At 54.9% G+C, this 11,936-nt stretch carries 10 protein-coding genes; 3 read left to right on the top strand and 7 right to left on the bottom strand.

Annotated features, from left to right (window positions below):
* Positions 1 to 44: 44 nt before the first annotated feature.
* Both AC0YNW_RS10655 and AC0YNW_RS10650 read left to right on the top strand, forming a co-directional pair.
* Positions 45 to 1,355 (top strand): glutamate-1-semialdehyde 2,1-aminomutase, encoded by a 1,311-nt coding sequence (locus AC0YNW_RS10655; protein ID WP_475831923.1) that lies wholly within the window; start codon positions 45 to 47, stop codon positions 1,353 to 1,355.
* A gap of 43 nt (positions 1,356 to 1,398) precedes the next feature.
* On the top strand, positions 1,399 to 1,884 hold the full coding sequence (locus tag AC0YNW_RS10650) for an N-acetyltransferase family protein (RefSeq protein ID WP_475831922.1): 486 nt from the start codon (positions 1,399 to 1,401) through the stop codon (positions 1,882 to 1,884).
* A 72-nt stretch (positions 1,885 to 1,956) separates the two neighbouring features.
* On the opposite strand, the gene AC0YNW_RS10645 is transcribed toward AC0YNW_RS10650, so the two are convergent.
* The 7 genes from AC0YNW_RS10645 to AC0YNW_RS10615 all read right to left on the bottom strand — a co-directional run bounded on the left by AC0YNW_RS10645 (position 1,957) and on the right by AC0YNW_RS10615 (position 8,665).
* On the bottom strand, positions 1,957 to 3,123 hold the full coding sequence (locus AC0YNW_RS10645) for a PQQ-dependent sugar dehydrogenase (RefSeq protein WP_475831921.1): 1,167 nt from the start codon (positions 3,121 to 3,123) through the stop codon (positions 1,957 to 1,959).
* Between the two features lie 34 nt (positions 3,124 to 3,157).
* Positions 3,158 to 4,012, bottom strand: coding sequence for an inositol monophosphatase family protein (locus tag AC0YNW_RS10640; protein WP_387469664.1), 855 nt, complete (start codon positions 4,010 to 4,012; stop codon positions 3,158 to 3,160).
* Positions 4,013 to 4,141: 129 nt separating this feature from the next.
* Positions 4,142 to 4,960 carry a sulfite exporter TauE/SafE family protein gene (locus AC0YNW_RS10635; RefSeq protein ID WP_475831920.1) on the bottom strand — a complete coding sequence of 273 codons (819 nt, stop codon included), beginning with the start codon at positions 4,958 to 4,960 and terminating at the stop codon, positions 4,142 to 4,144.
* A gap of 2 nt (positions 4,961 to 4,962) precedes the next feature.
* Positions 4,963 to 5,985, bottom strand: coding sequence for a UV DNA damage repair endonuclease UvsE (gene uvsE, locus AC0YNW_RS10630; protein WP_475831919.1), 1,023 nt, complete (start codon positions 5,983 to 5,985; stop codon positions 4,963 to 4,965).
* 3 nt (positions 5,986 to 5,988) lie between these two features.
* On the bottom strand, positions 5,989 to 6,306 hold the full coding sequence (locus AC0YNW_RS10625) for a hypothetical protein (protein WP_387469671.1): 318 nt from the start codon (positions 6,304 to 6,306) through the stop codon (positions 5,989 to 5,991).
* A gap of 97 nt (positions 6,307 to 6,403) precedes the next feature.
* Positions 6,404 to 7,573, bottom strand: a complete 1,170-nt coding sequence (locus AC0YNW_RS10620) for a D-alanine--D-alanine ligase (protein ID WP_475831918.1) — start codon at positions 7,571 to 7,573, stop codon at positions 6,404 to 6,406.
* A gap of 48 nt (positions 7,574 to 7,621) precedes the next feature.
* Positions 7,622 to 8,665, bottom strand: coding sequence for an amidase domain-containing protein (locus AC0YNW_RS10615; protein WP_387470533.1), 1,044 nt, complete (start codon positions 8,663 to 8,665; stop codon positions 7,622 to 7,624).
* A gap of 495 nt (positions 8,666 to 9,160) precedes the next feature.
* Here AC0YNW_RS10615 and acnA point away from each other — a divergent pair, with 495 nt between their 5' ends.
* Entirely contained in the window at positions 9,161 to 11,878 is a 2,718-nt protein-coding gene (acnA, locus tag AC0YNW_RS10610; protein WP_387469676.1) for an aconitate hydratase AcnA, read from the top strand.
* Positions 11,879 to 11,936 lie beyond the last annotated feature (58 nt).

The following is an 11,936-nucleotide window of genomic DNA, read 5'->3' as shown; positions in this document are numbered from 1 at the left end:
GAAGATAACTAAGCAAGCTTGTATGACAGAAAGGAATGATAGACATGTCGAAGCATAGACCAACTTCTGAGACTCTCTATGAAGAGGCTCTGCAGCATATTGTAGGAGGCGTGAACAGCCCTTCCCGTTCATTCAAGGCCGTAGGCGGAGGCGCTCCCGTCTTCATGAAGCGTGCCGAAGGCGCTTATTTCTGGGATGTGGACGATAACCGCTATATTGATTATTTGGCAGCATACGGCCCTATCATTACCGGCCATGCCCATCCCCATATTACAGAAGCTATCGTACGCGCCGCGCAGAACGGTACGCTGTACGGCACGCCGACGGAGCTGGAGATCAAGCTCGCCCGCATGCTGAAGGAAGCCATCCCGTCGATGGACAAGGTCCGCTTCGTGAACTCCGGCACAGAGGCCGTCATGACAACGATTCGCGTAGCCAGAGCTTATACCAAACGCAACAAAATCATTAAATTCGCGGGCTGCTACCACGGCCATAGCGACCTCGTATTGGTAGCCGCAGGCTCGGGGCCTTCCACGCTTGGCATTCCGGACAGCGCAGGCATCCCGGCCAGCATCGCCCATGAGGTCATTACGGTGCCGTTCAACGATCTGACAGCGCTTGAAGAGGCGCTCCAGCGCTGGGGCGACGACACGGCAGCCGTTATGGTGGAGCCGATTGTCGGCAACTTCGGCATGGTCATGCCGCATGAAGGCTTTCTGGAGGGTCTGTGCAAGCTGACTCGTGAAGCTGGAGCGCTGGTCATCTATGACGAAGTCATCAGCGCATTCCGCTTCCACTATGGTTCATCACAGACCTATCAGGCATTTCCCGACCATGCAGCGATTGAGCCGGACTTGACGGCACTGGGCAAAATCATTGGAGGCGGCCTGCCAATTGGCGCTTACGGCGGACGCCGCCACATTATGGAGCAGGTTGCTCCGCTCGGCCCTGCATATCAAGCGGGCACGATGGCGGGCAATCCCGCGTCCATCGCAGCGGGCATCGCCTGCCTGGAGGTACTGCAAGAGCCGGGCATCTACGACCGGATGGAGGGACTCGCCTCGAAGCTGGCCGAAGGCCTTCATGCCGCAGCCAAGAAGAACGGCATCCCGCTTACCGTCAATCAAATTAGAGGCTCCTTCTCCGCCCACTTCTGCGATCATCCCGTTACGAATTACGACGAAGCGCAGGATACCGACGGCGAGAGATTCGGCAAGTTCTTCCGCCTCATGCTGGATCAGGGCATTAATCTCGCCCCTTCCAAATACGAGGCCTGGTTCCTGACGACCGCTCATACGGAAGCGGACATTGAAGCTACAATTGAAGCGGCGAATCACGCCATGGCATCCCTGTAAGAGGTTGTTCAACTCACACTATGAGAAAGGAGCAGCATGCATCATGAATGTCATCACCCGCTTATCGGAAGCCGGCGATTTCGCTGCACTGGCGGAACTGAACAATGGGCTCTGGAACGACGACACGTCCCCTGCCCCGATTCACTGGGACAGCGCGGAGGAATACGCACAATATCATACGCCAGGCTCCGAGATTGTCGCGATATGCGCTGGCGAGCTGTGCGGCTATGTGAGTCTGAAGACGCCGACCAAGATGGAGTCGAACAAGCATGTCGTCGAGCTGGCTATTGGTGTCGATTCCCGGTTCCGAGGTATCGGCGCCGGGAGAGTGCTGCTCGATGCTGCCTATAATTGGGCGAAGCAACACGGCAAGCGCAAGCTGTCGCTTCGCGTACTCTCGACGAATACGTCCGCTATTGCCTTTTATGAGAAATGTGGATTTCAAGTACAGGGCAGATTGGTTGAGGAATTTTATATGAACGGCCGTTACGTTGACGACATCTTCATGTATAAAATGATTGAGTCGTAACACGCTTAAATCCAATACAAAAGGGAGGCAATGCTGCTTTAAGCGGCATTGCCTCCCTTTCCTATATCGAAGCTATTCATTGGGTATTGCGATCAAGCGGTCATCCGTGCTGCCAGGCGAACCGCGTCCGTCGCGGTTATTTGTAATAAAATAAAGAGTCCCGTCCTTCAGCACCAGGTCGCGTATCCGGCCTTCACCCTTATGAATGATTTCCATCTCGCCGCTCTGGGGCGTATAGCGATAAATCGCCTCGCCGCGAAGGCCTGCTATGAGCAGCCTTCCTTGATCATCAATGATTGTGCCAGACGGCGCGATCGCCTCGTCTCCTGTATGGTAGAGCGGTGCAATCATGCCTTCCCGATTGTCATCGCCAATGACGACAGGCCAGCCGTAGTTGCCAATCGGCTCAATCCGGTTAATCTCGTCATGTCCGCCGGGTCGTCCCGACGGCCCATGCTCTGTGCTGTACATAACGCCATCCTTTGTCCACGCCAATCCTTGCGGATTGCGATGGCCGTATGAATACACGTATGAGCCTGGAATCGGATTATCGTCAGGCACACTGCTATCTGGCGCCAAGCGGAGGATTTTCCCTGCCAGGCTATCCTTGTCCTGAGACAGCGCCTGCTCCTGCGCGTCGCCCGTCGTTACGTACAGCATGCCGTCGGGACCAAAGGCCATCCGTCCGCCATTATGATACAGATCGCCCGGAATGCCTTCCAGCAGCGCTCTCTCCTCGGCCCACTCCGAACCTTCCTTCTTCAGCAGAACGACACGGTTCAGCGTCCCCTCCGGTCCGCGATACGTATGGTAGGCATAGGCTAGTCCGGACTCTTGAAAATCCGGTGCCAGCAACAAGCCCAGAAATCCGCCCTCGCCCTCGTGGTGGACAGCCTTGCCCAGGCGGACCGTCTGACGGTCAATATCGCCGTCCTTCACTTGGACGATGTTGCCTTCCCGCTCGCTCATATAGATTTCATTCCCATGGAAGGCAATCGACCATGGAATACGCAAGCCGGCGCTGACCGTGCCATTGTGGGCTGCTGGGGGCGAAGGTTCTCCTGCCGGCTCGGATGGCGCAGGTTGTTCACCGTTGGAATTGCCTGATGAGGGTTGCTCCGCAGCAGTTGATGGCGATGGACCGTTCTCCTCAGACGGCGCGTCCGTCCGGCTGCATCCCGCTATCACAATCGCCAGCGTCATCGCTGCAGCCCCAAGCTTGATCCATTGTGTGTTCATCTCTCCTGCCTCCTATCCGGTCCTTGAATCATCCTTACCCTGTCGCTCCTGCTCTGTCCAACGCCGTCAGCAGCTCTTCATGGAAGTGGCCGTTGCTCGCTGCCACGTTGCGCACGGCAAGCGAATAGGAATCGCCCTTCGTATTGGTCACAATCCCGCCTGACTCCTGAATAAGCAGCACGCCGGCTGCCATATCCCAGCTGTTCAGTCCAATCTCCCAAAATCCGCTTAGCCGCCCAGCAGCAACATAAGCAAGATGCAACGCAGCCGATCCGGCGAGTCTCAGATTGCGCACTTGCGGAGCAAGCTCGTTGATTCCCCGCAAATTAATGGGCAGCGCGTCATTCCGATCCGCAGGGAATCCCGTTGCAATCAAGCTCTCCTTTAGTGTCCGATCCGTCGATACCTGCATGCGTCTGCCATGCACGTAGGCTCCCTTGCCCTTCTCGGCGACAAACAGCTCATCCCTCACGGGATCGTAGACGACGCCGACGATAATGTCCCCGCGATAGGCAAGCGCGATGGACACGCAGAAGAACGGAAACCCGTGCACGAAATTCGTTGTACCGTCAATGGGATCTACGATCCATAAGTACTCCGAGTCGCTGGCTTCCTCCAGCGCCTTGGCGGAGGCTTCCGGCCCTGGCTCGCAGCCTTCCTCCCCCAGAAACGAATGATGGGGGAAGTGCGTGCCGATCAGCTTCCGAATGAGCCGCTCCGAACCCTTGTCCACTTCGGTGACAAGGTCATGCTCTGAATATTTTATTTCAAGGCTGGCGTAATTGCCCAGCTTGGTCATGATCCATTCCCCGGCCTTCGCCGCACAGTTAATGGCGACAGCCGTGAAGCTTTTACCGCCAACTACGAAGGCATTGTTCCCTTCTGTCACTTCGTATCACACTCCTCGCCGATTATTGGTCATCCCCTGGTGCGTTATAAATTTTCAGCAACACATCTATCATATTTAATACGTATGAAGCCCGTGCCGGGTTTCGCCTGCAAGTGTGCACATCGGGCTTCATACATGAGCTACCCCTTCCCAAATAAGCTGAATCGATAACGCAATTAACGTGATCCGAAGGAGCCACAATAACCCCTTTCCGCTCATTCGCATAGCAATGTACGCGCCTAGCTTGCCTCCAATCCATGCCCCCGGTACAAGTGCCAGAACGAGCAGCCAATTCATCTCGCCTAGCGCAACATGCATCCCGCTTCCTAATATTGACGAGAGAAAGATGACAAACATGGAAGTGGCCGTTGCAACATGCGCCGGGAATCGGAACAAGAGCACCATGAGCGGCACGAACAGCGAGCCGCCCCCAATTCCGAACAGCCCGGATATAAGCCCGACGCCAAATCCGATCGCCAGCGCAGGTAGCACAGCATAGCTGTAGCTGTGATGTACGCCCGAGGCGTCGACCAGCTCACGCTTGATCGGCCACGCTTTCGTAAACGGTTTCATATAATCACGGGCAATCAGCAGTCCCGCCATGCCAAGCATGAACAGTCCGAATCCAAGCTGGAACACACCCATCGGCAGCTTGCCGGTAATGGCAGCCCCGAGCAAAGCGCCTGGTCCGCTCGTTGCAAAGAACAGCCATGCGCTTCGCTTATCGACCAGCCCTCGCTTGGCATAGGATAGCGTTGATGCAAGCGCTGTCACAATGAGCACCGACAGCGATACTCCTACCGCAACCGCATGGTCGATAGGAGCTCCTATAAGAGACGGGGCCGTATACAGCAGAGCCGGGACAATGATGATGCCGCCCCCCAGCCCCACAATGCTGCCGAACATAGCTGCGACGACGCCCAGCAATACAAGTAAAATCCATTCCATAGCTAATCAGGAGAAATCTCGACGCTTGCTCCGTCCAAGACCTTAACTCCTACACCTCTTTTCTCAAGGTCCTTCATATCCTCCATCAGCCGAAGCAGCGCAGCGTCCTTGCTCTTCGCCTCCAGCATACAATCAACCGCCGGACACTCACGCGCAGCAGCCTTCAGAAACTGGAGCAATGGCTCGGACTCCACATAATCGGCATGGCCTCTTGGATCGGACAAGCTCTTCGGGCTGGATGCATGAATTTTTGGCGGCAGATCGCTATGCTTGGCAAGACCGAGGCGCCCCCGCTCCAGTTCCCAGGTACGCATAATGCGGGGCCATAGGCCGTTATAAAGCTCGTCCTCCTGAATGCCGCCCGTATTGACAGCATGATGATGGATATCTAACACCATAGGGACGCCGACCGTCTCGGCGGTTGCCAGCGTTTCCGATACGTTGAACGTCTTGTCGTCATTCTCCAGCGTCATCCGATGTTTAATGCGCTCGGACAATGCGCCGAATTGCTCGATGAACCTTGCTCCCGAGACCGCCTTGTCGCCATAAGCTCCTCCGATGTGGATATTGCATTTGCTCCTCTCATCCAGCTCCATCAGCTCCAGCATCCGGACATGATGCTCCAGATCCTGCTCCGACTTCGCCAGCACCTCCGGCCTCGGCGTGCTGAATACACAGAAGTGGTCAGGGTGGAACGACACTCTCATGCCGGTCTTCTTCACGTACTCGCCTATATCCCGAAAAGACGAAACCAACGGAGAATATGCATCCCAATCCGCCACGCCCTCATGTGTGGCAAGCGGAATCAACTTGGACGAAAACCGGTACATCGCAATATCATGGGCATGGCTATGCTTCAGGATGCGCAGCGTGCTCGTCAGGTTCTCCTCCGCAATGCGCTCAAGCCGCCTCAGGCCAGCTTCCCGGTCATCCAGGTTGGACAACGTTTTGTACGTCATCGTTCGGGACGGGGAGGCATTCTCCAGCAGCGTGCTCATGGCTACGAAGCCGAATCTGACAATCATACGTTACCCCCGCTCTCCAAAAAACATCTCATACGCCAGCGCCGTCTGGACGCGCGCTTCCTCATCCGTCAGCTTGCGCACCAGCTCCATCTCCACCTGCGTCACTTCTTCGCCTTGAAAATTAATTTCCGCAATCGATGCCGAGATGCGCACAATCGCAATCGCCTCGTTATTCGGCGTATAAGCAATGACCTTCTGTCCCGTCGGATAGACGCGGAACCCGCTCTTTACCATTTTGCCCTTGCCGTATTCCAACAATTCATATAGTTCCTGCTCCGACTTGAATTTGCATACCGAATTGAATTCCGTCTGAAATCCCATCGCAACCTCATCCTCTCTTCACTCTATAATGGCATAGCCGCGCAACAGGCTCCTTGATGGGAGCATTGCGCGGCTTCATTCGAAACCAACCTGCATCTTAGCCTTTAAGCGACTCTCCCGTAAAATCGATTCTCTGCTTGTCCCTGTGCCGGTCAAGCGCCAATTGGATCAACGTGCTCAGAAGCTCTTTATAAGGAACCCCTGTCTCGCGCCACAGCAGCGGATACATGCTGAACGGCGTGAAGCCAGGCAGCGTATTCACTTCATTAATCAACAGCTGGTTGTCTTCCTTCCGCAGGAAGAAGTCAACGCGGGACAGGCCCGATCCGTCGATCGCCTGGAAGGCGCGGACAGCCATCTCGCGGATGGATTCCGTTAATTCGGGCGACAGCTCCGCCGGAATGATCATCGTGGACTTGCCATCGATATATTTTGCCTTATAATCGTAAAATTCATTGGATGGGGCAATCTCGCCCGGGACTGACGCTTTCGCATCGTCGTTGCCCAGTACGCTGACTTCAATCTCACGGGCATCGATAAATTCCTCTACGATCACCTTGCGGTCGAAGCGGAATGCATAATTGACGGCGGCGATCAATTCCTCACGGTTCTTCGCCTTCGATACGCCGACGCTGGACCCCAGATTGGCTGGCTTGATAAAGCACGGATAACCAAGGGAGATTTCGCATTCCATCACAAAGAAAGAAGCATCCTTCTCCCATTGGGTCCGGTTGAAATGACGGTAGATGCATTGCGGCAAGCCATCCTGCGCAAAAACCTTCTTCATCATAATCTTGTCCATCCCAACTGCGGATGCCAAGACGCCTGCTCCCACATAAGGTACATTGGCCATCTCGAATAAGCCTTGAATGGTGCCGTCTTCCCCGAACGTGCCGTGCAGCAGCGGGAACATGACGTCTACCGTCTCCTCGGCTTGTTCGGATAGCGATGGGTGTCCGCTGATCTTCGCTTCGCCTGCCGATGCAAGCGCAGTGCCTGCTTGGTCGAGCGTGCTGAAAAGCGGCGCAAGCGAATGGCTGGACGTTACGCCCTGCTCACCGCCGAAGCGCAGCGATTCCACGGAATCCGGCGCTGACAGCATCGTCGCTCCGCTTTTCCATTCGCCACGCTTCGTAATATAGAAAGGTTTGATTTCGTATTGGTTATAATCAAATTCACGCATAACGGCAAATGCCGTCTGCAGCGAAACCTCGTGCTCTCCTGATTTCCCTCCGTACACGAGTCCGATTCTTACTTTGCTCCCCATAGACTATCCTCCGGTATGATATAATTTCCATTACAAGCTTTTGCATGCTCAAAGAAGATCGGGTATATGAAAAAAACGGTAACGGGTTCCTTTGGTCCAAGCGTAAGAGTCCCGGTAATCCCAATAACGATGCCTGCTGGCGACCGTATTGGCATTTACTAAGGGTTGGCCGGCTGCATCGAAGGCCGTCACAATCGTACTGTGCTGATACCTTCCATCACCGGTCCAGTCATATGTAATGACATCGCCAAGCTGTAATTGGTCGGCCGATTGCACTTGCTCAGCCCGAAGACCTGACTTGCGCGCAGTCGACAGATACTGGGTGAGCGAATTGGAGACTGCCCAGCTGTAGCTCCACCACTCCTGGCCTTTGCTCCGTCCCTTGTACCACCATCCGCTTCCCCTTTTACCAGTATAGTTCATAGGGGCATTGCCTGCAAAGATGCACTGGGAGACATAATTCGTGCAATTCACGTCGAACAACTCGTAAGAAGGGTTCCCTTCATTCCACCACCGATCGGCATAAGCCGCAGCCAAATCTCTCCTGTAGCGAATACCGGTAATCCGGTTTTTGAATTGAGGCATTAGGTCATAATTTAAGTAGGGTAAAGACGGCATGACATATACCTCGTCGTGTGAAATCGCTTCCGGCTCTTCATGCCATTCCAGCGACGATGCGCCATAGCGGGGCCTGCGCTCCGCTATGAGCGGCTCCACCTGCAGCACTTCCCAGCGGCTGCCCGCCGCCGAGAGCCACAGCCGTTCGTATTCATAGCGCTCTTCCATATAATAGCTGCCGCCCTGTTCCATCCTGCGCCTGATATGAAGCCGCAGCAGCACGGATACTTCGCTTGCGGATTCGTTCACGCGCACCAGCTCCGCCTTCGTCTCGCTCCCTGCCGGAAGGGCGCCGCGCAGCAAATCCCGCTCCCGCATTCGCGCAAGGCGGCCGGAGAGCCTCTCGCCATGGACAAGATCAGCCATATAATCGGTAAGCACGCGTGGATGCTGCTCCGTCTCGGCCTGATTATAGAGATTCACGTAACGGTGAATGGACGCCTTCCATTCCTCACGGTCTCCCGCCTGAAACACGCGCGGCGGCGCGGAGCTCTGTATGAGGGATGTCGGCTTGGGCTTCGTCTCAAGAAGATCGCGCCTGTCGCTCTGCTTGATTCGGACAGCTGCGGCAGGTTCCGCCTGCTGCAATCCACGGTCAAGCGCAGCAGCAGACGCGACGGCGCGGCTTTTGGGCTTGCGATCCGCACGCTTCTTCCGTCCGCCTGCGGATGGGCGGTTACCTGATTTGGACAATCGCGTTCCCTCCCGATTCTGCCTGGCGTAGGCGCTTCCTGCTCGAACGCCCCTGCGGCAGGGATTAACTGCTTCATTATATGAAGGCATTCGGTCATTCATGTACCTTTTCTGTAAGCGGCGAGGCATCCATTCAGGCCAGACAGGATGGGAAAAAGGCTAACATTGGACTTTACGTACCCCCACTTTTAACGTTATACTAGACACATAGGGTTTTTGAAATTGTGTTTCGTCTAATGAAACTACAAAATTTACTACATGAAAAGGAGAATAGCGATGTCTAAACAAAATGAGTATTCTGTTCGCACAACGCTGGAGTCGGGCGGCAAATCGTACGCCTACTACCGTCTGGGCGGATTGGAAGAGCAAGGCCTTGGCGACATTTCCAAGCTTCCTTTCTCGATCAAAGTATTGCTGGAAGCAGCGGTGCGTCAATTCGACGGTCGCGCCATTACGCCTGAGCATGTGAAGCAGCTTGCCAACTGGGCTAACGGCCGCGAAGACAAAGAAATTCCTTTCATTCCTGCACGTATCGTGCTTCAAGACTTTACGGGCGTTCCGGTTGTCGTTGACCTTGCCGCTATGCGCGACACGGTGAAGAAAGCCGGCGGAGATCCGAAGAAAATCAACCCGCTCGTTCCTGTCGATCTGGTTATCGACCACTCGATCATGGTTGACGCATTCGGTACACCAGAAGCTCTGGAATACAACACTAAAGTAGAATTCGAGCGCAACGAAGAACGTTACCGTTTCCTTCGCTGGGCACAAACGGCATTCGATAACTTCCGCGCTGTTCCTCCTGGAACAGGTATCGTTCACCAGGTTAACCTGGAGTATCTGGCATCCGTGGCAGCTACGAAGACGATTGACGGCGAAACGGTCGTATATCCGGACTCCCTGGTAGGTACGGACTCCCATACTACAATGATCAACGGTCTTGGCGTTGTTGGCTGGGGCGTAGGCGGCATCGAGGCGGAGGCCGGCATGCTTGGCCAGCCGCTATACTTCGTTATGCCTGAGGTTATCGGCTTCAAGCTGACAGGCAGCCTGGCAGAAGGCTCCACAGCGACTGACCTGGCACTGACCGTTACAGAAACGCTTCGTAAAAAAGGCGTTGTAGGCAAGTTCGTCGAATTCTTCGGCCCAGGCTTGTCCAACATTAGCCTGGCTGACCGTGCTACGGTTGCCAATATGGCTCCAGAGTACGGCGCTACAGTCGGCTTCTTCCCGGTTGACAGCGAGACACTTGACTTCATGCGCCAAACGGGCCGCCAAGAAGATCAAATCCAGCTCGTTGAAGCTTACTACAAAGCGCAAGACATGTTCCGCACCGATGCTACGCCGGACCCGGTATTCTCCGATGTGATCGAGCTTGACCTGTCGACGATCGTGCCTTCCCTGGCAGGACCGAAGCGCCCGCAGGACCGCGTAGAGCTGACTTCGATGAAGGAAGCCTTTAACAGCATCATCCGCACGCCGATCGACAAAGGCGGCTATGGCCTGTCCGATGAGAAGATCGAGCAAGTGGTTCCAGTACAGCACAATGACGGCGTTCAGACCAAGATGGGCACTGGCGCAGTCGTGATCGCGGCGATCACTAGCTGTACGAACACATCCAACCCAAGCGTTATGCTGGGCGCAGGCCTCGTGGCGAAAAAAGCCGTTGAGCGCGGTCTGACTAAGCCAGCTTACGTGAAGAGCTCCCTGACGCCAGGTTCCCTGGTCGTTACGGAATATTTGAAAAAAGCAAACCTGCTTGAATCGCTTGAAGCGCTGGGCTTCCACCTTGCAGGCTACGGTTGCGCAACTTGTATCGGCAACTCCGGCCCGCTTCCTGACGAAGTAAGCAAAGCGATCGCAGACAACGATATGACGGTAGCGGCTGTATTGTCCGGTAACCGTAACTTCGAAGGCCGCGTTCACGCTCAAGTGAAAGCGAACTACCTGGCTTCTCCTCCGCTTGTTGTCGCTTATGCGCTGGCAGGAACAGTGAATATCGACTTGGCTAATGATCCAATCGGACATGACCAAGACGGTCAGCCTGTATACCTGAAAGACATCTGGCCAACAAACGCTGAGATCAAGGAAGCTGTAGCCAAATCCTTGAACCCAGAAATGTTTAACGAGAAGTACGAGAACGTCTTTACGCAAAACGAGCGTTGGAACGCGATCGATGTACCGGAAGGCGAAAGCTACGAGTGGGACGCGAAGTCCACTTATATCCAAAACCCTCCGTTCTTCGAGAACCTGGGCTCCGATCTGTCTGACATTGCTGACATTCCTGCAGCTAACGTACTGGCGCTGATGGGCGATTCCGTTACGACGGACCATATCTCCCCTGCCGGCAACATTACAGTTAACAGCCCAGGCGGCAAATACCTGATCGACAACGGCGTAGAGCGCAAAGACTTCAACTCCTACGGCTCCCGTCGTGGTAACCATGAAGTAATGATGCGCGGCACATTCGCGAACATCCGTATCCGTAACCAAGTGGCTCCGGGCACAGAAGGCGGCGTAACGACTTACCTGCCTACTGGCGAAGTGATGTCCATCTACGATGCTTCCATGAAGTATCAGGCTGAAGGCAAAAACCTTGTCGTTATTGCCGGCAAAGAATACGGTACAGGAAGCTCGCGCGACTGGGCTGCCAAAGGTACGTACCTCCTGGGCGTAAAAGCGGTCATCGCTGAAAGCTTCGAGCGTATTCACCGCTCCAACCTGGTAGGCATGGGCGTGCTTCCGCTTCAGTTCCAGGAAGGCCAAAGCTGGAAGACGCTTAACATTACAGGAACGGAAAAGTTCGATATCTCCGGACTTTCCAACGATGTTCAGCCTGGTCAGACGGTAACCGTTAAGGCTACACGCGAAGACGGCTCGACCTTCGAATTCCTGGCGATCGTTCGTCTGGACTCCCTCGTTGACGTAGACTACTACCGCAACGGCGGCATCCTGCAAACGGTGCTTCGCCAAATGATCGCCAACATGCAATCATAATCGCGGACCTGCGGCACGGCTAAGCCAAGCCGCTTCCACGGTGATACAAACACTCCGT

Source organism: Paenibacillus sp. J31R120 (assembly GCF_056269225.1).
The sequence above is the reverse complement of the archived record's forward strand: the minus strand, read 5'-3'. Positions and strand labels throughout refer to the sequence as shown.

What these genes read in the sequence shown, in the direction of transcription:
- AC0YNW_RS10620 (WP_475831918.1), bottom strand. Translation starts at nt 7,573, where the DNA reads ATGGGGAGCAAAGTAAGAATCGGACTCGTGTACGGAGGGAAATCAGGA.
- AC0YNW_RS10625 (WP_387469671.1), bottom strand. Translation starts at nt 6,306, where the DNA reads ATGGGATTTCAGACGGAATTCAATTCGGTATGCAAATTCAAGTCGGAG.
- uvsE (WP_475831919.1), bottom strand. Translation starts at nt 5,985, where the DNA reads ATGATTGTCAGATTCGGCTTCGTAGCCATGAGCACGCTGCTGGAGAAT.
- AC0YNW_RS10650 (WP_475831922.1), top strand. Translation starts at nt 1,399, where the DNA reads ATGAATGTCATCACCCGCTTATCGGAAGCCGGCGATTTCGCTGCACTG.
- AC0YNW_RS10645 (WP_475831921.1), bottom strand. Translation starts at nt 3,123, where the DNA reads ATGAACACACAATGGATCAAGCTTGGGGCTGCAGCGATGACGCTGGCG.
- AC0YNW_RS10635 (WP_475831920.1), bottom strand. Translation starts at nt 4,960, where the DNA reads ATGGAATGGATTTTACTTGTATTGCTGGGCGTCGTCGCAGCTATGTTC.
- AC0YNW_RS10655 (WP_475831923.1), top strand. Translation starts at nt 45, where the DNA reads ATGTCGAAGCATAGACCAACTTCTGAGACTCTCTATGAAGAGGCTCTG.
- acnA (WP_387469676.1), top strand. Translation starts at nt 9,161, where the DNA reads ATGTCTAAACAAAATGAGTATTCTGTTCGCACAACGCTGGAGTCGGGC.